Below are 18,757 nucleotides of genomic sequence, written 5' to 3'. Positions count from 1 at the left end.
CACTCTTCATTTCTTCAGTTCCTTGAGTCTAAAAGGAATTCGTGTATGCCAACCGATTTTGATACAAGCCACACTCCCTTCAATCTTCTGACTGATGCAGAGCAGACTTCTCTGAAAAACTCTCTGGATATTGGTTACTTTGATAAAGATGAGATTATTCTGGAAGCGGGACAGCCCAGTGATTACGTCTATGTGATTATGAAAGGCGATGTGGCGGAAACGGATGATCACTTTCAGGGGGATTTTTCCGATGAGGAAGCTGAAGGATTTGTTGCCCATTATGGCAATGAAGAATTATTTGGCGCTATCTCTATTATTAATGGTGCCAGTCGACATACTTTTACTGCGTTGGAAGAAACCATCAGTTATCTGATTCCAAAAGAGCTATTTGTCAGCCTTATGGATCAGAATGAAGACTTTTCTGCTTTTTTCCGTAAGAGTCTGGCTGAAAAAACCCGTATGCTGCTAAAACGGCAGTCGGATGAACAATTTGATACTTCCAGTTTTATGCTGGCGCAAGTTGATGAATCCTGTATGCGTCAGCCTCTGGTACTGGAAGCCGGGAGCTGTATTCGCGAAGCGACACAAGCCCTTAAAGATAAGCATGCTGATAGTCTGTTGGTTAATCGGGCAGGTGAATATGGCATAGTAACCAAGACAGATCTGTTGGATGCTATCGTTCTGCAAGGCCTGAACCTGGATACGGATATTGCAGAATTAGCCCATTATAAGTTGCTGACTGTTTTGCCCGGAGACTTCCTGTTCAATGCACTGGTGTTAATGACCCGGCATAAAATTGAGCGGGTTGTGGTACTGGATGAGGATCATCAGCTTCATGGTGTTGTTGAGCTGGTTGATGTTTTAAGTTTCTTCTCGAACCAGTCTCACGTGATTGGCCTGCAAATTGAAAAAGCAGCTAACCTTGATGAACTGGCTGTAGCAGCTAATGGACTGAATGATTTGGTGAAGTCTTTGGTCTCTCATGGTGTAAAAATCAGCTTTGCTATGGACCTGCTGGCAGCTCTTAATGCCAGGATTATTGGTAAAGTCTTTGAAGCACTGATACCAGAAGCACTGAAACATAAAATATGTCTGCTGGTTCTGGGTAGTGAAGGACGTGGTGAGCAGGTTCTGAAGACGGATCAGGATAATGCCCTGATTCTGAGTGATGATATTGACTGGTCCGGTGATGAGCGTCAGCAAATTCTGCAGAGCTTTACAGATACCCTGGTATCCTTTGGTTATCCGCTATGTCCGGGTAATATCATGGTATCTAATCCCGAGTGGGTTCTGACTGAAACTCAGTGGAAACATCAATTGATTGAGTGGGTCAATACTACAGATGGTGTTGCCCAGATGAATCTGGCTATTTTCACAGATGCGCATGTGATTGCTGGCGACCGGGCTATTTTTAAAGGTGTACGTGACTTTATGTTTGCGCATCTGGCTGGCAATGATGTGTTCTACTCCTATTTTGCTGCCCCTGTTCTCAGGTTTGGTACTCCTTTGACTATGTTTGGTAGTATCAAGAGTTCCCGCAGAGGCATTGATATAAAAAAGGGTGGCATTTTTCCAATTGTTCATGGTATTCGCACTATGGCTCTGGAAAACCGCATTAAGGCAACGAATACCTTTGACCGGATAAATGCTCTTGTGGAAAAAGGGATTCTGAAGAAAAAATTCGCTGATAATCTGAGCGAAGCTCTGGGGCTGTTTGTTTCTCTCAGACTGAAACAACAGTTAAAAACACTTTCGGGAGATTCTGAAGCAGAAGATGCTAACCACATTATTATCTCGGATATGACTAAACTTGATAAAGAGTTCTTCAGGGATGCTTTGCATGTGGTGAAAGACTTCAAGTCCAGATTGTCCTACAGATACAGACTGGAGAGGTAAGCCATGGTTCTCAAAACAATAAGAACAGTGACGGATCGCTGGCAACACAGTAAAGGTGAATATGGGTATTTGTTTGAGCCCTATTCAGGAGATGAATGCATTGCCCTGGATCTTGAAACGACAAGTCTTGATCCTCAGGTCGCTGATATTTTGTCCATTGGCGCGGTTAAGGTTAAGGGCAAAAAAGTGATAACCAGCGATAAGCTGGATATCAAGTTGCAGAAGCCGGAAACACTGACGGCTGATTCGATTAAGATCCATAGAATTCGTGGTGTGGATCTGCATGGTGGTGAGGCGTTGGGCGATGCCCTGGATCAGTTGCTGGAGTTTATCGGTAACCGGCCTATTATGGGATACTATATTGATTTTGATATTGCCGTCCTTAACAGGCATATTCGTCCCCGGTATGGTTTCAGTCTGCCTAATAAAGCTGTCGAGTTATCCCATGTTTATCAGCAGAAAGTTCAGAGAATGAATCCTGAGCTTCAGCCTGATCTGCACTTTGAGAAAATTGCTGAAAAATTGCAAGTTCCTATCATGGGACGCCATACAGCAATAGGAGATGCAGTAACGACTGCTTTGATGTATGTTCGTACCATGCAAGGAAATATTCCTGTTTAATAACAATAAGATATGAGATGAAGCATGGTTTTACTTGAACATATTATTTTAGTTATCGGCCTGGTAGTTTACCTGAGTTCTCTTGTGATGTACGTTCGACGGACCGGAGATATGAAGGGAGTACTGACATTCTGGTCTGCTAAAATGGCGATCAGTGCGGCAGAAATTAAGGTAAAAAGACTGGGCTTTCTGATTCTTCTTATAGGTATCTGTATTCGTATCTACAATCAGATGTCCTATTGATCTGCCCTGGAGGTGGCCGGTATCGGCCGTATACTTCCCTTTCACACTGTATGAAGCCCACATTTTAGTGGGCTTTTTTTGTCTGGTTTGAATCTGTCAGTAGGCCAGAGCAGAGATAGCTAAAACCGTAATAGACTCCTGGCTCTTTGCATTACCAGTTTCCTTGCGCGTCTGGTCTGATCCAGTTATAGGAAAACCAGTAAAAACGGGAGGACTTATCATGAGGAGCCGTGCAGTAGTACCCAACGGTACCGATAGGCTCCCCCTGTTTACTTTTAAGCAGAAATGACGGCTTTTTCCCTGATTGCAGGTAATGAGGAACCGGAATGCCTGCTGAATTCTGACAGCGTAGCCCGGTTAAGACATAGCTCCCTGAATACAGTTCAACCAGAGCTTCAGGGTATTTGTTATCATGCCTTAGCAATGATTTCTCTGCCTTCACGCTGCGAACCGGCAAAGGCAGGGCGCTAAGTTTGACTGGCAGGTTGTTAACATTTCTGGCTGTACCTGTGGCTACGAATCTGGGTTGAAAACTGATTGAGCTGAATCGGCTTGCGGCTCCGGGGTGAGTACCAAAACCGGCATAACCCATTTTTCTGACCAGTTTTCTGGATTGCTCATCAGACTGGCCTTCGGGATACGCGAATAGCTCTGGTGTGACATTAAGGTATTTTTTCAGTGCTTTTTCATTCAGTTCCAGCTCTTTTGTCAGGCGTTTAATACGTTCTCCGGGAAACTCTTCCGGCAGGCGTTTAACCATATTGCTAGCCATTAAACCCATGCTGCCAATTGTACCACCCTGACGTATTACTTCTTTCAGTTGCTCCCAGCTCATATAGAGTGGATGCCCCTTCATGACAGGCTCTGCAGCAACGAAAACAGTAAATGGCATTTTCCGGCGTGCCAGCTCTGGCAATGCATTCTCAAACACACTGATATAGGCATGGTCAAAAGTAATCGCTACAACCTTATTGGGGAGTGATTTTTTTGTCTTAATACGCTTAACGATCTTTTCAAGCGGCCAGACCTGATAACCATTCTGCTCCAGATAGTCCAGGTGCTGAATAAAGTTCTTTTTCGGGGCGCTTTTACTGGGAGGGGTACGGTCGCTGATATGCTGATATTGAAGAACAACGGCATGCCGTGCTGCCTGGGCAGTATGACTGACGAACAGTCCGATCAGGACTAGCAGAAAACATAATACAGAACTGAATTGAAGGTATCTTGTCATCGGAATGCGGCCTTGAGGACTTCCATTGCTTCATTGATTTCCTGAATTCTGGCCGGATCGCCACCCCGGTCGGGATGGTGTTGCATGGCCAGTTTCCGGTATCTCTTTTTTATTTCATCAAATGTGATGGGTTCTTCAAGATCCAGGCATCTCAGAGCTTTCTGGCTGAGACCTCTGGCAATCTGTTTTTCCTCTTCAATATCAATTTTTTTCCAGAAATTGCGCAGCATATCATCCAGCTCATCTTCAGTGGTTTCCTGAAGAGCAGAAAGATCCAGATAATAGTCTCTCATAGGGTCGGGTTCGCTGAGCAAATGATGTCCGAACTCATAGGGGTGCAGTTTGATATTGACTGCTGATATTTCAAGAATCCAGTGTGCGTTTCTGATCAGTTCGTCTTTCAGCTCATATAAAGCGTTATAGACCAGAAAATGAGTTCTGAACAGTGCCATCGTATCTGAGAAGGTTTCTGTGGTGACTTCAATAACACCGACTTCACCCAGAGCTTTAATCAGGGCATGTTCATTCAGCCCCTGAGGATGGGCTTCCAGTACCAGCTGCAGCGTATCCAGCAGGCGCGATCGTTGCAGTGTATTCATCTGACTCGTTAACCTGATGTCCGTGGAAAATCTTTTACCAGATCCTTAATCATAAACGCTTTACACATCAAAGTGTTGGCATTTTTCTGCTTTTTTATGTGGCTTTATGGTTTACAAAATCAGCGAATTTGGGTAAAAGAGCCTCCTCGTTTTGTGCCAGCCTTTCCGGAGTAGTCATGCAGGAACTGTTACCTAAAGAAAAACGCGAGTTCAACAAATTACAGAAGCGTTTACGCCGCCATGTCGGACAAGCCATTGCCGACTTTAATATGATCCAGGAAGGCGATAAGGTAATGGTGTGTCTGTCTGGTGGGAAAGATTCCTATACCATGCTGGACATTCTGATGAACCTGCAGAAAAGTGCTCCGGTTAACTTTGAGCTGGTGGCTGTCAATCTGGATCAGAAACAGCCTGGTTTCCCTGAGCATGTGCTGCCGGAATACCTGTCTTCTATTGGTGTTGATTATCATATTCTTGAGCGGGACACTTACAGTATTGTGCAGGAGAAAGTCCCGGAAGGAAAAACAACCTGTGCACTTTGTTCCCGCTTGCGTCGTGGTTCTCTGTATGGTTTTGCTGAAGAGATAGGAGCAACCAAGATTGCTCTGGGCCACCACAGAGATGATATGCTGGAAACTCTGTTTCTGAATATGTTCTATGGCGGAACCATGAAATCTATGCCGCCTAAGCTGCTCAGTGATGATGGGAAAAATATTGTTATTCGTCCTCTGGCTTATTGTCCTGAAAAAGATATTGCTGAGTTTGCGCAGCTTAAACAGTTCCCGATTATTCCGTGCAACCTGTGTGGCTCTCAGGATGGGTTGCAGCGTCAGGTGATTAAAGAGATGTTGCAGGGCTGGGAGAAGCAACATCCAGGACGTCTGGAGATTATGTTCCGGGCTATGCAGAATGTGGCGCCTTCTCAGCTGGCGGATAATGATCTGTTTGATTTTAAAAATCTGGAAGAGAAGCAGATTTCTATGATGGCTAATCGCATTGAAATTGTGAATGCGGCCGAATAATTTTCTCATTCAGAGCAACAGATAATGGCTGTATCCTTGTTGCCATTATCTGTTGGTAATTTCTTCTGTTTCAATCCTCAAATGTGAGCAGGGCATAAAAAGGTACGTCCAGCTCTGTCAGCTTCTCCCGTCCTCCGGCATCAGGCAGGTCAACCAGTGTGCAGGCTTCATGTATGCTGGCATTACATTGTCTTACTAATGCTGCTGCTGCAAGCATGCTTTCTCCGCTGGCAATAGCATCATCAAATAAAAGGACTCTGTCCTGTTCATTCAGTGCGTTGCGGGCAATCGCTACGGTTTGTTCACCTGATACATTGGTGAATGTTGCACTGAATGCGGTATCCGGGATGACACTGGAAGGACGTACGCGCACCAGAGGCTTCTGAAGACGATAGGCTATAATCGAGCCTGTTAGCAGGCCGCTATCGCTGACGGTAACAATACAGCTGATATCTGTCTGGCTGTAACGATATACAAGAAGATCACAAGCAATCTGCAAGGCTTTAGGGTCTGCAATTAACGGTGACAGATCTCTGAACTTATGCCCTTTTGCGGGGAAGTCGGAGATACAGTGAACAAGGTTTTTCAGATAAAGTTCATCAATGATCATAACAGGCCTCCGGGCTATTTACGGGGCGATTTTCCTTAGCAAGAAGGCCTGTTATTCTGAAGTCAGCCCGTACTGGCATTCACTTCTATATGACGGGGTTCCTGTTCAGGCAGGCCTGCCAGTTCACTAAGGTCATCCATATTCAGAATATGGACCTCTTTTCCGTTAACTGCAATTAACTCATTGTTCTGAAAGCGGGTAAAGACCCGGCTGACAGTTTCTACAGCCAATCCCAGATAGTTACCTATCTCATTGCGGGACATCGGCAGGCGGAAGGTATAAGGCGAATAGCCCCGACGCTTGAACCGTGTAGACAGATTGGTCAGAAAAGTTGCGACACGCTGCTCGGCATTCTTTTTACTTAACAGCATCATCATCTGTTTGTCATCACGCAGTTCCCGGCTCATGATACGCAGAATCTGGGAGCGTAGCTCCGGTAGTTCTTTAGCGAGCTCTTCCAGGCGGGAAAATGGGATTTCACAAACGGTGGTGGTTTCCAGTGCTTTTGCAGACACGGGGTAGGTGTCGCAGTCAATACCATCCATTCCCACCAGCTCGCTGGGAAGATGGAAGTTGGTGATCTGCTCTTCACCGTCATTGGTCATCGCGTAATTTTTGATACTGCCGGACCTTACGGCATAGACGCAATCAAAACGGTCCCCCTGATGGAAAAGGTGTTCTCCCTTTTTCAAAGGCTGACGACGTTTAATGATTTTATCCAGCTGGTCAATATCTTCGAAGTTCAGAGAAATTGGAAGGCATAGCGAGCTGAGACTACAGGTGACACACTTTGTTTCCTTGCTTGGGTGAAAACAAATTCCCTTAAGTTGCCCTTTTGGCATGACGGTACTCCGGGCTTTTTACTGTTCATTTACAATCCGCTCGAAGCTCATTATGAACAATTTGCCATTTTACGCAAAGGTTTTTTGATGCACATCAGATTTATATGGTAAATGAAACAAGGCGGGGAGCTAGCTGCCTGAAGATTCAGGCAGCTGAAAGAGGTTTAAATAATGCGTGAATAGGACTGAGTCAGGGCTTTTTTATCGAGGTAGCTATCAAATGCCATACAAACTGCTCTGACCAGTAAGCGACCAGCAGGTGTTACTGTATAGTGATTTCCTTCTCTTATTACCAGACCATCACGACAGTGTTGCTCAAGAAACTCAAGCTCTTCGGCAAAATACTCGTTGAAGTCGATACCGAAAGTTTTACTGATATCATCACCATCAAGCTCAAAATGGCAGATAATCTGGTTGATAACACTCCGGCGCAGAATATCATCGTCATTCAGTTCTACGCCTTTGATCACGGGCAGATGTCCATCATCAATTGCAGCCTGGTACTCATCGATTGTGTAAGCATTCTGGCTGTAAGTGTTAGCTTGCTGACTGATGGATGAAACTCCCATAGCAATCAGGTCGCAATCTGAATGAGTGGTATATCCCTGGAAATTACGATGCAGCTTGCCTTCGCGCTGTGCAATTGACAGAGTATCATCCGGCTTCGCAAAGTGATCCATACCAATATAGACATAACCAGCTTCAATCAGACGATTGATGGTATGCTCCAGAATTTTCAGCTTGGTATCCGGAGACGGCAGGTCATCATTATTAATACGGCGTTGTGGCTTAAAGCGCTCAGGCAGGTGGGCATAATTGAAAACAGAAATACGGTCCGGGTCCATTTCTATAATGGTCTCCAGGGTTTCAGCAAAACTGCTTTCTGTCTGTAATGGCAAGCCATAAATCAGATCAAGATTCAGGGAGCGGAAGCCCAGACGACGGGCATGGTCCATGATCTCCTGAGTAATTTTTACAGACTGGATACGATTGACGGCTTTCTGAACATCCGGGTTAAAATCCTGAACCCCCAGACTGACCCGGTTAAAACCAAGCTCTCGCAAGAGTTCCATTGTCTCGCCAGTGGCTTCTCTTGGGTCAATTTCGATTGAAAAATCACCTTCGTCATTCTCTTGCAGCTGAAAATGCCGACGTGTTTCAGCCATCAGTTCCCGCATCTGTTCATGGCTGAGAAAGGTTGGTGTGCCACCGCCCCAGTGAAGCTGTTTTACCGTGCGCTCTGAGCTGCCAGCCTGTTCAGCCTGCAGAGCAATCTCTTTATAAACCCGTTCCAGATAAGGTTGTGCTTTGGCTGTATCCTTAGTTGCAATTTTGTTGCAACCACAATAGAAGCAGACGGTATCGCAGAAAGGAATATGGAAATACAGTGAAAGAGGTGTACCCGACTCACGGCTGCGCTGGACAGCAACCTGGTACTCTGACTCTCTGAACTGGTCTGTAAACTGAACAGCGGTAGGATAAGAGGTATATCTCGGACCTGAGATGTTATAGCGCTGAATAAGGTCATGGTCCCATTCAATTTGGTTCAGATTACTCATTAGTTATACCTGTTATCTGTAGTGTGCAGGATGGTGCTGTCAGCAGAGCCTGCAGTGATATTGCTAATCGGTCAATGGTGGCTGTGGCCGGTCTGAAACGGGTCCAGGCCAATCAGCGGTAACAGTTGCCAGATGGCAAAGATAATAATAGTGACTGCTGCCAGATTGCGTAATAACGGGGACTGGCTCAATTGCCTGAATTGTGCGGCCAGGGCTCCTGTCAGCAGCATAGAAGGCAGAGTGCCCAGGCCAAATGCCAGCATAATCAGACTACCCTGAGCAGGTGATGCTGCTGACAGCGTCCAGATAAGCACGCTGTATATCAATCCACAGGGGAGCCAGCCCCATATTAATCCCAGTAGTAAGGCTTGCCCTGAAGTGCGTACTGGCATCAGTCTGGAAGCAAAAGGCTGCAGATATTTCCAGAGCGCCCGGCCTATATTCTCGACGTATACCAGTCCTTTCCACCAGTTTGCCAGATACAAAGCCATAGCTATCAGCATTATTGAGGCAAAGACGCGCAGTATAATACCTGCCGTCATTAGCCGGTCAGTCAGCAAAGTGCCAAATCCGGCTACAATTGCACCTGCAATGCTATAAGTCATAATCCGGCCTGAATTGTAAGCCAGCAGACTGACTGCAGCAGAATAGCCTGACCCTCTTGCCAGAGAAAGAGTGCTCATAATGCCGCCGCACATGCCGATGCAATGAGCGCTGCCCATCAGGCCAAACATAAAAGCCGCCATCAGGTTAACAGAACCCATTAAGTGGGGTACTTGTTCCATATTTTCCGGTTGTAACAGTAATCAGCTATCTGATGAAGAAGTGCTGGATGATGATTCGGATTTCGGGGCCGCTCTGCTGGCAGAGTACTGTTGTGAACTCTGCTCTTCAGCCTTCAGAGTGGCTTTTTCATCCTCATCATAAAGAATGCTGTAAGCCGGGCCACTCAGATCATCAAATTGATTGGAATCTACAGCCCAGAAAAAAGCCCATATCGCAACGCCCAGCAATATCAGTGATAAGGGGATTAATAAAAAAAGAATACTCATGATGCAAGTCCTGTTTCAGGCTGTTCAGTTGAGTTTTGCTGTTCCGTGCGTTTACGTTTGCTTAGTCTCAATGCATTAATAACGACGATTAAAGAGCTGGCTGACATGCCAATCGCTGCGAGGTATGGTGGAATAATACCTGCAGCAGCCAGAGGCAGAGCGGTAAGGTTGTAGCCCAGCGCCCAGGCCAGATTCTGCCTGATAACCCGACGTGTTTTTCTGCTCAGTGCAATACTGTCAGCAATACGTTGCAGGTGGCTGGCCATCAGTACTGCATCTGCGCTGGTTTTTGCCAGATCTGTTGCGCTGCCCATAGCAATGGAGATATCTGCTCCGGCCAGTACAGGAATGTCATTCACTCCATCACCGACCATGATAATTTTTTCTCCGCAGGATTGCAGCTCCCGAACATATTTCAGTTTTTCTTCCGGGCTGGCTCCGGATCTGACATTGCTGATGCCCGTCGCCTCTGAAACGGCTTTTACTGCGCCTGAATGATCCCCAGAAAGCAGATCAACTTCAAGGCCCAGCTTTTTCAGGGCGTCAACCGCCTGAGCGGCATCTGAACGAATATGATCACCGATAGCAAACCAGCAAAAGGCCTGATGGTTTTTACTCAGTAACAGCCACTGTCCTTCCTCTGTTGGTGGTGATAGCGGTGTCTCAGAAGAGGTGGCATATTCGGGGGTACCTATACGATAGAGTTCGCCAAGAATCTCACCCTGAAGGCCTTTGCCTGGCGTTGCTTCAACCTGCTCTGCAAGGTAGTACCCTCTGAAGTCATCGAAGGCTCTGGCAATTGGGTGCTCAGATGTACGTTCCAGAGCGGCAGCCAGCTTTCTGGCTTCCTCTGCATCTGTTTCTCCGGATACAGGGTGAGTTCCGGTTAGAATAAGCCTGCCTTCAGTAAGGGTACCTGTTTTATCAAATACAATCCGGGTGGCATCTGCCAGTGTTTCAATAACATGCCCTCGGGTGACCAGTAGCCCTTTTTCTCTCAGGGCATTAGTTGATGTCGTCAGTGCGGTTGGTGTTGCCAGCGATAGTGCACAGGGGCAGGTAACAACCAGTACAGATAATACAATCCAGAAGGCATCTTCAGGTTTATGCTGCCACCAGTAAAGGCCAACAGCGCAGGTAGATACCAACACCCCCAGTACAAACCAGTGGGCAACCCGGTTAGTAATTTCGGCGGTTTTAGGTCGTTCTGAAAAAGCCCGGTCTAACAAATGTACGATATTGGCAACACGCGCGTTCTGTCCGGTCTTTTCTACCCGTATTTTCAACGGGCTTTCTGTATTCATCGTTCCAGCCAGAACTTTATCGCCAGTCTGCCTGGATACAGGCATATATTCACCGGTCAGTGCTGATTCATTCAGGCTGCTCCGGCCTTCAATGATTTCCCCATCAGCAGGTACAGTGTGTCCGGGCTTGACCAGAAGAATATCGTCTGCTTTCAGCTCCCTTGTCAGCACAACCTCTTCCTCTGAGCCATTCAGGCGGGTTGTGCTGGTGGGAATCAGGGTGTTCAGAGCATTTCCGCTGCGCCCTATTCGGTGTCTGGCGCGCATTTCAAGATAGCGGCCGAAGAGCAGGAAAAAGGTGAACATACTGACGGAATCAAAATAGACATCACCGCTGTTGGTAATGGTTGCCCAGGCACTGGCAGCAAAAGCAACACCAATGGCTAAGGATACGGGCACATCCATCGTCAGGTGCATTGCTTTAAAATCACGGATGGCCGCTTTAAAGAAAGGCTGGGCGGAATAGAGAATAACAGGGGCTGATACAATCAGAGAGAGCCAGCGAAACAGCAGTACATATTGCTCTTCCATTTCCTGAAAGGCTCCGGCATAGAGCATGACAGCAAACATCATGGCCTGCATCATGCCTGCGCCTGCGATAATCAAACGTCGGATGGTTTTCTTTTCCTCTTTTACCAGACGTTCCTGCTGTTCGTCAGCCTGGTATGGAAAAGCCTGGAAACCAATGGCTGAAAACAGGGCCATTAGTTTACTCAGGCTGGACTTTTCAGGGTTCCAGTGCAAACTGGCCCTGTGATTACTGAGGTTAACCTGAACTTTGCTAACACCGTCTGCTTTAGACATCTGATGTTCAATCAGCCAGACACAGGCTGCACAGGTAATGCCTTCAATCGCAAGAGAGGCCTCCTTTTCGCCTCCGTCCCTGTCCCTGACAAAGCTTTCCTGAACATCATCCCTGTCATACAGGGCAAATGCTGCCTGTTGCTCATCTGTCAGATCATCCGGTCGTGCTGCAGGTCCATCACGGAAGCGGTAATAGTTTTCCAGCCCCCCGTTGACGATGGCATGGGCTACAGCTTCGCAACCCAGGCAACACATGCTCTGTTTTTCCTGGTTGATAACAACAGAGAAGTCAGAGCCGGCAGGTACCGGCTCTCCGCAGTGGTAACAGGTTAAACTCATTGTAAGGATATCTCTTATTGTGAGCCGGCTTTCATGCTGATGCCTTCAGGGGCAGGAAATTTGCTGCCTCCTTTAATGCGCCAGTCGTCACTCTCAACAGGAGAGATATCCAGGTACCAGAAGTTCTGTGGAATTTTTTCCAGCTGGCCCCTGTAATGATTCTGAGATACCTGACTAAGCGTAATCCCGTAATCCAGAACAGCACGTGTCGGGTGAACCATTTCCAGTTTCAGCTTATCTGGCCAGCTTTTCAGCTGGCCAGACAGAGACAGTACAACTTCTCCGGTTAGTTCATCCACTTTCATAGATGCGGCCATGTTCAGCTCAGCTGCGGCCTTATCCTTCTGCAGTACCTGGTTAATTGCCAGACCTTCTTTGTAGTAGTTATCATTCACTGTACCATCAAAGTACTTGATAGACAGGGTCAGCATGGTAATACCGACAATAACAGTCACAATAAGAGGTACCAGCAGAAACCATGGCCAGAACTGTTTGTACCACGCAGTGGATTTGCTATTCGTTTTTTGCATTTAAGAGTTACCGTTGTACTGCACTGATAAAGCGTGATTCTTTAGATAACTCCTGTTCAGAGCCATCTGTCGATTTCACGGTAATAGTAATATCTGCGCTGGGCACATTCATTGAGGATTGATGAATGCTGATACGTACAGGCAGGTTGATTACTTCACCGGCGTTCACTGAGACTTCAGTGCTGCCAATGAGTTCCAGTCCTTGAATACCATCAACACTCAGACGATAGTCATGGTTCTTCTGATCCATATTGGCAATTTTAATGATATAGCTGTTTTCGATATTACCGGCAGTATCCATACGATATAGCTGATTCCGGTCACGCAGAACTTCCAGCTCCAGTGGAATACGATCAGAGATGGCAATCATAAGGGCTATCACCATCGCCATCAGGGCGGTGAAATAACCGATCAGGCGTGGGCGCAGAATATGGGTTTTCTTGCCTTCCAGTTCGTTTTCAGTGGTGTAACGAACAAGGCCACGGTCATAGCCCATTTTATCCATCATCTCATCGCAGCCGTCGATACAGGCTGCACAGGTGATGCATTCGTATTGCAGGCCATCGCGAATATCGATGCCTACAGGGCATACCTGGACACAGACGCCACAATCAATACAGTCACCCAGGCCATCGGCTTTGTAATCGACGCCTTTTTTGCGACGACCTCGATTTTCACCGCGCTCAGCATCATAGGATACTACCAGGGTGTCCCGGTCAAACATTACACTCTGGAAACGGGCGTAAGGGCACATGTAAATACATACCTGCTCACGCATCCAGCCGGCATTAATATATGTTGCTGTGGTGAAGAAGAACAGCCACCACATCTCCCATGGACCTAAATCCCATGCAAGTATACGTGGACCCAGCTCCCGGACAGGCGAAAAGTAACCGACAAAGGCAAACGCTGTAGCCAGAGCAAAAAATATCCACAGTGCATGTTTTGCTGCTTTTTTGCGGACTTTCTCTCCGGTCATCTCGCTACGGTCCAGAGACATGCGCTTGTTTCTGGAACCTTCAGTAACGCGCTCAGCCCAGATGTAGAGGAATGTCCATACGCTCTGTGGACAGGCATAGCCACACCACACCCGTCCAGCGAATACGGTCATAAAAAATAGCAGGAAAGCACAGATAATCAGTATCCATGATAATAACATGAAGTCATGGGGGAAAAACGTATAGCCAAATACATGGAACTGTCGGTTTGGCAGATCAAAAAAGACTGCCTGCTTACCATCCCACTGTAACCAGGAGACAGAGAAGTAAGCCAGTAGCAGGACCCAGTTCAGGGTTGTCCTGAGGTTTGTGAAAAAGCCAATCGCTTTGCGCACATAGATATGTTTACGCTTCTGATAGAGATCGGCGCTGTCTTGCTGTTTCTCTATTTTTCTGCCCTTTGCTGCACGCAATGCAGCAGCCTTTTTCTGGGCGGCATCTGTTATATCCTGAGTAGGAATTCTATCCTTCATCGCACTAACCAACCTTATTTCATAGGTGACAGGTTGAACCGGGAAGTTGATATTATTGTAATACAGGTTCAGGTAGAGCTAATTTTAAGGGATTTTTTGCGAAGGGGGCAGGGAAAAGGAATGCGACACTGTGTCGCACTCCTTTTGGATGACAGGCTACTCTGCTATCGATTACTTACCCTGAGACAGGCTGTAAACATATGCAGTTACCAGGTGAACTTTATCTTCACCAATGTAGCGAGCCTGTGCAGGCATGTGACCATTACGGCCCAGACGGATAGACTGTTCAACCGACTTCGCCAGGCCCCATTCAGGGTTCAGGTACAACCAGGTGTCATCAGTCAGGTTTGGTGCGCCCAGCATCTGAGTGCCTTTGCCATCAGCACCGTGACAGGCTGAGCACATAGCGCCGAAGGTTGCGCCACCCACTTTCGCAGCTGCCGCATCAGTTTCTTTACCGCTCAGGCTCAGAACGTACTGAACCATCTGGTTTACACCTTCGTCACCCAGAACGTCGCCCCATGCAGGCATCTGGCCGTTACGGCCGTTTACGATGGTATGCTCAATCGCTTCAGCAGTACCGCCATACAGCCAGTCGTTGTCGGTCAGATTCGGGAATCCGTATGCACCGCGACCATCAGAGCCGTGACACAGAGCACAGTTGTTGGCAAACAGACGCTGACCCACTTTCATGGCTTCTGCGTCTTTAGCCAGCTGCTCTACCGGAATTTTGCCATACTGTTCGAAGATAGGTGCATAGTGCTCATCTGCATATGCAACTTCTTCAGCCCACTGGCCTTCCTGAGTCCAGCCCAGCATGCCTTTAAAGTTACCCAGACCAGGATACAGGGCCAGGTAAATCAGGCTGAAAATGATGGTTCCGATAAACATCATGAACCACCAGCGAGGCATTGGGTTGTCATATTCTTCGATGCCATCGAAGCTATGACCCATGGTTTTTACTTCACCTTTAGGGGCTGCAGTACGGTTGGCAAACAGTACCCACCAGCATCCTGCAATCACACCCAGGGTGATGACAATGATCCATGCGCTCCAGAAGCTACTCATGGTCTTTTTTCTCCAATTCTGATTTGCTCAGTTTATGGTCATCTTCGTCGGCAAAAGGCAGGTTTGCAGCTTCATCAAAGTCGTTTTTACGACGTTTGCTATAGGCCCAGAATACCAGGCTGATAAAGCCTACCATTACAAGAATGGTCAGAATGCCGCGATATGTATTGATGTCCATAAATCCTTACCGTTTGTCTTTCAGCACAGTACCCAGCTGCTGCAGGTAAGCAACTATTGCTTCAATTTCAGTTTTACCCTGAACAGAAGCTTTAGCATTTGCAATGTCATCATCGCTGTATGGAACACCCAGAGTACGCAGAGTTTCCAGTTTCTTAGCGGTCAGACTTCCATCCAGGGTGTTAGTAAACAGCCATGGATAAGATGGCATTTTAGACTCAGGTACTACGTCACGAGGGTTGTACAGGTGAGCTCGGTGCCAGTCGTCAGAGTAACGACCGCCAACACGTGCCAGATCAGGACCAGTACGCTTAGAACCCCACTGGAATGGGTGGTTCCAAACAGACTCACCCGCTACGGAGTAGTGACCATAGCGCTCAGTTTCAGAACGGAATGGACGAACCATCTGGGAGTGACACACGTAGCAACCTTCACGGATGTAGATGTCACGGCCTTCGAGTTCCAGAGCGGTCAGAGGTTTCAGACCTTCAACCGGCTCAGTTGTTTGTTTCTGGAAGAACAGAGGTACGATCTCAGCCAGACCACCGAAACTGACCACAATCAGGATCAGTACAATCATCAGGCCGATATTCTTTTCGACGTTTTCGTGTTTCATGTCTATCGATCCCTTACCTTAGGCAGTCTGTGCTACAGGCTTGGCTTCTGCGCTACGAACAGTCATAAAGACGTTGTAAGCCATCAGCAGCATACCCAGTACCCAGAATGCACCGCCCATCCAGCGAACGAAGAAACCTGGGTGACTTGCTTCAAGTGCTTCTACGAAGCTGTAAGTCAGAGTGCCGTCAGCGTTAACTGCGCGCCACATCAGACCCTGCAGGATACCGTTTACCCACATCGCTGCGATATACAGTACGGTACCGATAGTCGACAGCCAGAAGTGAACGTTGATCAGGCCAACGCTGTACATGCCTTCTTTACCGAATACGCGTGGAATCAGGTGGTAAGTTGCACCGATAGAGATCATAGCAACCCAGCCCAGAGCACCAGCGTGTACGTGGCCGATAGTCCAGTCAGTATAGTGAGACAGGGCGTTTACAGTCTTGATTGCCATCATCGGGCCTTCGAAGGTAGACATACCGTAGAAAGACAGAGATACAACCAGGAAGCGCAGGATCGGATCGTTACGCAGTTTGTGCCATGCACCAGACAGAGTCATCATACCGTTGATCATACCACCCCATGATGGAGCCAGCAGGATCAGAGACATAACCATACCCAGAGACTGAGTCCAGTCAGGCAGAGCTGTGTAGTGCAGGTGGTGTGGACCGGCCCACATGTACGTACAGATCAGTGCCCAGAAGTGAACGATAGACAGACGGTAGGAGTATACCGGACGCTCAGCCTGCTTAGGTACGAAGTAGTACATCATACCCAGGAAGCCTGCAGTCAGGAAGAAACCTACAGCGTTGTGACCATACCACCACTGTGCCATTGCATCGATAGCACCGGCGTATGCAGAGTAAGACTTAGTCATGCTTACTGGCAGAGCGGCACTGTTTACAATGTGCAGGATTGCAACGGTCAGAATAAAGGCCGCGTAGAACCAGTTTGCCACGTAGATGTGGGAGGTTTTACGAATCTTAACTGTCGCCAGGAAGTTGATTGCGTAAGCAACCCAGACCACTGCGATCAGAATATCGATTGGCCATTCCAGCTCGGCATACTCTTTACCGGACGTAAAGCCCAGTGGCAGAGAGATTGCTGCCAGAACGATAATCAGCTGCCAGCCCCAGAAGGTGAAGGAAGCCAGAGTGTCGGAGAACAGGCGAACCTGACAGGTACGCTGTACTACGTAGTAGGAGGTTGCGAACAGAGCGCTACCGCCAAATGCAAAAATCACAGCGTTTGTATGCAGTGGGCGTAAACGACCAAAGCTAAGCCATGAAGTATCAAAGTTAAGTGCCGGCCACACCAGTTGAGCAGCGATTAAGACACCGACGGCCATGCCGACGATACCCCAAACGACTGTCATGATGGCGAACTGCCGAACCACCTTATAGTTATAGGTCGGTTGTTCAGTTGCTGTGCTCATGTCAGGTTCCCATTAACAGCGAGTTTAAAAGTAAAGGAATCCATTCGCAGTCTGTAAAACTACGACACTCTTGGCAATGACGCATATCAAGTTCGCGCGACAATGTGACGCACATGCGTTATGAAGCAACCGATACACGCGTATTAACCCAGAGCAGGTGCCTTGCTTCTTGCATTCACTTCCTCATAGTGGGTACAAGAAGCGGGGCAATTTTAACAGCAAAAGAGAGGATATGGCATAGCCGAAAGTAGTAAAAACTGAACAGTGATAGGGGTTTGTTGACCTGGGACGGGTTTTTATATCCGAGTAAAATACCAGGAATGCAGGTGTCGTCAGGGTTGTTCGAGGGGTAAGACTTTATGAAGCGATGGTTGTTATGTTCACATTATTTGTATTCTTTGTATTATCATCAGGTTTTTCGGGGAGGGCACTGGCTGAATAGGAGATAATTTCTTGCAGAGCTAAAAAGCATATAGATGAAGCAAGAGTTTTCTCTGTTTTCCTGGTGCTTGTATGAGTTAGTTGTATTGGTTAGCGTGATCAGTAACCTGTCAGAAGCTTTCAGCTTATATATCCGGAGAGAGTAGAATTCTGTTGTTATAGCTTAAACCCTCTGTTAATCACGGCCTTAGCTAACTTGCTGAAAAATAATTTAAATTTTTGAGAAAAAGTGTTTGACAGTTCTGAAAATCTCCCTATAATTTGCGCCACAAGTTGAGGGGGTGGTTAGCTCAGCTGGGAGAGCACCAGCCTTACAAGCTGGGGGTCACAGGTTCGATCCCTGTACCACCCACCATTTAACTTGTAAATTGATGATATGCGGACCGGTAGTTCAGTTGGTTAGAATACCGGCCTGTCACGCCGGGGGTCGCGGGTTCGAGTCCCGTCCGGTCCGCCAGTCATCGTCGTGCTGGGTGGTTAGCTCAGCTGGGAGAGCACCAGCCTTACAAGCTGGGGGTCACAGGTTCGATCCCTGTACCACCCACCATTGTTTTTTAGATAACAGTGGTCAGTACGACAGAATAAACTTAATGTAGTGGACCGGTAGTTCAGTTGGTTAGAATACCGGCCTGTCACGCCGGGGGTCGCGGGTTCGAGTCCCGTCCGGTCCGCCAGTTAAGTTTAATTTCTCCCTGCAGTATATCTGCAAGCCAGTGGGTGGTTAGCTCAGCTGGGAGAGCACCAGCCTTACAAGCTGGGGGTCACAGGTTCGATCCCTGTACCACCCACCATTATCTTACGAGATAAATAGCGGACCGGTAGTTCAGTTGGTTAGAATACCGGCCTGTCACGCCGGGGGTCGCGGGTTCGAGTCCCGTCCGGTCCGCCAATTTTT

At 47.5% G+C, this 18,757-nt stretch carries 18 protein-coding genes and 6 tRNA genes; 10 read left to right on the top strand and 14 right to left on the bottom strand.

The window, feature by feature from the left end:
* Nucleotides 1-45: 45 nt before the first annotated feature.
* The 3 genes from H4O21_RS02110 to H4O21_RS02100 are packed head-to-tail and all read left to right on the top strand — an operon-like array spanning nucleotide 46 to nucleotide 2,760.
* A complete protein-coding gene (locus H4O21_RS02110) occupies nucleotides 46-1,896 on the top strand; it encodes a putative nucleotidyltransferase substrate binding domain-containing protein (RefSeq protein ID WP_182807185.1) in 1,851 nt (616 codons plus the stop codon).
* 3 nt (nucleotides 1,897-1,899) lie between these two features.
* Entirely contained in the window at nucleotides 1,900-2,517 is a 618-nt protein-coding gene (locus H4O21_RS02105) for a 3'-5' exonuclease (RefSeq protein ID WP_182807184.1), read from the top strand.
* A 24-nt stretch (nucleotides 2,518-2,541) separates the two neighbouring features.
* Entirely contained in the window at nucleotides 2,542-2,760 is a 219-nt protein-coding gene (locus tag H4O21_RS02100; RefSeq protein ID WP_182807183.1) for a hypothetical protein, read from the top strand.
* 151 nt (nucleotides 2,761-2,911) lie between these two features.
* Here H4O21_RS02100 and H4O21_RS02095 read toward each other — a convergent pair whose 3' ends face one another.
* Both H4O21_RS02095 and H4O21_RS26240 read right to left on the bottom strand, forming a co-directional pair.
* Nucleotides 2,912-3,991 (bottom strand): polysaccharide deacetylase family protein, encoded by a 1,080-nt coding sequence (locus H4O21_RS02095; protein WP_182807182.1) that lies wholly within the window; start codon nucleotides 3,989-3,991, stop codon nucleotides 2,912-2,914.
* On the bottom strand, nucleotides 3,988-4,590 hold the full coding sequence (locus H4O21_RS26240; RefSeq protein WP_182807181.1) for a DNA-J related domain-containing protein: 603 nt from the start codon (nucleotides 4,588-4,590) through the stop codon (nucleotides 3,988-3,990). Before H4O21_RS26240 ends, H4O21_RS02095 begins: the two co-directional genes overlap by 4 nt.
* 176 nt (nucleotides 4,591-4,766) lie before the next feature.
* On the opposite strand from H4O21_RS26240, the gene ttcA reads away from it, so the two are divergent.
* Nucleotides 4,767-5,612, top strand: a complete 846-nt coding sequence (gene ttcA / locus H4O21_RS02085; protein ID WP_182807180.1) for a tRNA 2-thiocytidine(32) synthetase TtcA — start codon at nucleotides 4,767-4,769, stop codon at nucleotides 5,610-5,612.
* A 70-nt stretch (nucleotides 5,613-5,682) separates the two neighbouring features.
* Here ttcA and H4O21_RS02080 read toward each other — a convergent pair whose 3' ends face one another.
* The 12 genes from H4O21_RS02080 to ccoN all read right to left on the bottom strand — a co-directional run bounded on the left by H4O21_RS02080 (nucleotide 5,683) and on the right by ccoN (nucleotide 17,421).
* Nucleotides 5,683-6,222, bottom strand: a complete 540-nt coding sequence (locus H4O21_RS02080) for a purine phosphoribosyltransferase family protein (RefSeq protein ID WP_182807179.1) — start codon at nucleotides 6,220-6,222, stop codon at nucleotides 5,683-5,685.
* 62 nt (nucleotides 6,223-6,284) lie between these two features.
* Nucleotides 6,285-7,064, bottom strand: a complete 780-nt coding sequence (gene fnr, locus H4O21_RS02075; RefSeq protein WP_182807178.1) for a fumarate/nitrate reduction transcriptional regulator Fnr — start codon at nucleotides 7,062-7,064, stop codon at nucleotides 6,285-6,287.
* Between the two features lie 164 nt (nucleotides 7,065-7,228).
* Nucleotides 7,229-8,623 carry an oxygen-independent coproporphyrinogen III oxidase gene (hemN, locus tag H4O21_RS02070; protein ID WP_182807177.1) on the bottom strand — a complete coding sequence of 465 codons (1,395 nt, stop codon included), beginning with the start codon at nucleotides 8,621-8,623 and terminating at the stop codon, nucleotides 7,229-7,231.
* Nucleotides 8,624-8,694: 71 nt separating this feature from the next.
* A complete protein-coding gene (locus H4O21_RS02065) occupies nucleotides 8,695-9,408 on the bottom strand; it encodes a sulfite exporter TauE/SafE family protein (protein WP_255487092.1) in 714 nt (237 codons plus the stop codon).
* Nucleotides 9,409-9,429: 21 nt separating this feature from the next.
* The gene (gene ccoS / locus H4O21_RS02060; RefSeq protein ID WP_182807176.1) at nucleotides 9,430-9,675 is read right to left on the bottom strand and encodes a cbb3-type cytochrome oxidase assembly protein CcoS; all 246 of its coding nucleotides are present in this window, start codon (nucleotides 9,673-9,675) and stop codon (nucleotides 9,430-9,432) included.
* Nucleotides 9,672-12,122 (bottom strand): heavy metal translocating P-type ATPase, encoded by a 2,451-nt coding sequence (locus H4O21_RS02055; protein ID WP_182807175.1) that lies wholly within the window; start codon nucleotides 12,120-12,122, stop codon nucleotides 9,672-9,674. Before H4O21_RS02055 ends, ccoS begins: the two co-directional genes overlap by 4 nt.
* Nucleotides 12,123-12,136: 14 nt before the next feature.
* Nucleotides 12,137-12,652: a FixH family protein gene (locus H4O21_RS02050; RefSeq protein WP_182807174.1), complete on the bottom strand. Its 516-nt coding sequence runs from the start codon at nucleotides 12,650-12,652 to the stop codon at nucleotides 12,137-12,139.
* Between the two features lie 7 nt (nucleotides 12,653-12,659).
* On the bottom strand, nucleotides 12,660-14,123 hold the full coding sequence (gene ccoG / locus H4O21_RS02045; protein ID WP_182807173.1) for a cytochrome c oxidase accessory protein CcoG: 1,464 nt from the start codon (nucleotides 14,121-14,123) through the stop codon (nucleotides 12,660-12,662).
* 171 nt (nucleotides 14,124-14,294) lie between these two features.
* Nucleotides 14,295-15,191, bottom strand: a complete 897-nt coding sequence (gene ccoP / locus H4O21_RS02040; protein WP_182807172.1) for a cytochrome-c oxidase, cbb3-type subunit III — start codon at nucleotides 15,189-15,191, stop codon at nucleotides 14,295-14,297.
* Nucleotides 15,184-15,369 (bottom strand): cbb3-type cytochrome oxidase subunit 3, encoded by a 186-nt coding sequence (locus H4O21_RS02035; protein WP_182807171.1) that lies wholly within the window; start codon nucleotides 15,367-15,369, stop codon nucleotides 15,184-15,186. Before H4O21_RS02035 ends, ccoP begins: the two co-directional genes overlap by 8 nt.
* Before the next feature lie 6 nt (nucleotides 15,370-15,375).
* On the bottom strand, nucleotides 15,376-15,984 hold the full coding sequence (ccoO, locus tag H4O21_RS02030; RefSeq protein WP_182807170.1) for a cytochrome-c oxidase, cbb3-type subunit II: 609 nt from the start codon (nucleotides 15,982-15,984) through the stop codon (nucleotides 15,376-15,378).
* An 18-nt stretch (nucleotides 15,985-16,002) separates the two neighbouring features.
* Nucleotides 16,003-17,421 carry a cytochrome-c oxidase, cbb3-type subunit I gene (ccoN, locus tag H4O21_RS02025; protein ID WP_182807169.1) on the bottom strand — a complete coding sequence of 473 codons (1,419 nt, stop codon included), beginning with the start codon at nucleotides 17,419-17,421 and terminating at the stop codon, nucleotides 16,003-16,005.
* Nucleotides 17,422-18,141: 720 nt separating this feature from the next.
* On the opposite strand from ccoN, the gene H4O21_RS02020 reads away from it, so the two are divergent.
* The 6 genes from H4O21_RS02020 to H4O21_RS01995 all read left to right on the top strand — a co-directional run bounded on the left by H4O21_RS02020 (nucleotide 18,142) and on the right by H4O21_RS01995 (nucleotide 18,751).
* Nucleotides 18,142-18,217, top strand: a tRNA-Val gene (locus H4O21_RS02020).
* Between the two features lie 25 nt (nucleotides 18,218-18,242).
* Nucleotides 18,243-18,319, top strand: a tRNA-Asp gene (locus H4O21_RS02015).
* Between the two features lie 14 nt (nucleotides 18,320-18,333).
* Nucleotides 18,334-18,409, top strand: a tRNA-Val gene (locus H4O21_RS02010).
* Nucleotides 18,410-18,459: 50 nt separating this feature from the next.
* Nucleotides 18,460-18,536: transfer RNA gene (locus H4O21_RS02005), tRNA-Asp, on the top strand.
* Between the two features lie 41 nt (nucleotides 18,537-18,577).
* Nucleotides 18,578-18,653 (top strand) — tRNA-Val (locus H4O21_RS02000).
* A gap of 21 nt (nucleotides 18,654-18,674) precedes the next feature.
* Nucleotides 18,675-18,751 (top strand) — tRNA-Asp (locus H4O21_RS01995).
* Nucleotides 18,752-18,757 lie beyond the last annotated feature (6 nt).

Source organism: Oceanospirillum sediminis (assembly GCF_014164585.1).
Lineage (GTDB): Bacteria > Pseudomonadota > Gammaproteobacteria > Pseudomonadales > Halomonadaceae > Oceanospirillum > Oceanospirillum sediminis.
The sequence above is the reverse complement of the archived record's forward strand: the minus strand, read 5'-3'. Positions and strand labels throughout refer to the sequence as shown.

Coding starts and splice junctions, on each gene's coding strand:
- H4O21_RS02110 (WP_182807185.1), top strand. CDS start 46: ATGCCAACCGATTTTGATACAAGCCACACTCCCTTCAATCTTCTGACT.
- H4O21_RS02105 (WP_182807184.1), top strand. CDS start 1,900: ATGGTTCTCAAAACAATAAGAACAGTGACGGATCGCTGGCAACACAGT.
- H4O21_RS02100 (WP_182807183.1), top strand. CDS start 2,542: ATGGTTTTACTTGAACATATTATTTTAGTTATCGGCCTGGTAGTTTAC.
- H4O21_RS02095 (WP_182807182.1), bottom strand. CDS start 3,991: ATGACAAGATACCTTCAATTCAGTTCTGTATTATGTTTTCTGCTAGTC.
- H4O21_RS26240 (WP_182807181.1), bottom strand. CDS start 4,590: ATGAATACACTGCAACGATCGCGCCTGCTGGATACGCTGCAGCTGGTA.
- ttcA (WP_182807180.1), top strand. CDS start 4,767: ATGCAGGAACTGTTACCTAAAGAAAAACGCGAGTTCAACAAATTACAG.
- H4O21_RS02080 (WP_182807179.1), bottom strand. CDS start 6,222: ATGATCATTGATGAACTTTATCTGAAAAACCTTGTTCACTGTATCTCC.
- fnr (WP_182807178.1), bottom strand. CDS start 7,064: ATGCCAAAAGGGCAACTTAAGGGAATTTGTTTTCACCCAAGCAAGGAA.
- hemN (WP_182807177.1), bottom strand. CDS start 8,623: ATGAGTAATCTGAACCAAATTGAATGGGACCATGACCTTATTCAGCGC.
- H4O21_RS02065 (WP_255487092.1), bottom strand. CDS start 9,408: ATGGAACAAGTACCCCACTTAATGGGTTCTGTTAACCTGATGGCGGCT.
- ccoS (WP_182807176.1), bottom strand. CDS start 9,675: ATGAGTATTCTTTTTTTATTAATCCCCTTATCACTGATATTGCTGGGC.
- H4O21_RS02055 (WP_182807175.1), bottom strand. CDS start 12,122: ATGAGTTTAACCTGTTACCACTGCGGAGAGCCGGTACCTGCCGGCTCT.
- H4O21_RS02050 (WP_182807174.1), bottom strand. CDS start 12,652: ATGCAAAAAACGAATAGCAAATCCACTGCGTGGTACAAACAGTTCTGG.
- ccoG (WP_182807173.1), bottom strand. CDS start 14,123: ATGAAGGATAGAATTCCTACTCAGGATATAACAGATGCCGCCCAGAAA.
- ccoP (WP_182807172.1), bottom strand. CDS start 15,191: ATGAGTAGCTTCTGGAGCGCATGGATCATTGTCATCACCCTGGGTGTG.
- H4O21_RS02035 (WP_182807171.1), bottom strand. CDS start 15,369: ATGGACATCAATACATATCGCGGCATTCTGACCATTCTTGTAATGGTA.
- ccoO (WP_182807170.1), bottom strand. CDS start 15,984: ATGAAACACGAAAACGTCGAAAAGAATATCGGCCTGATGATTGTACTG.
- ccoN (WP_182807169.1), bottom strand. CDS start 17,421: ATGAGCACAGCAACTGAACAACCGACCTATAACTATAAGGTGGTTCGG.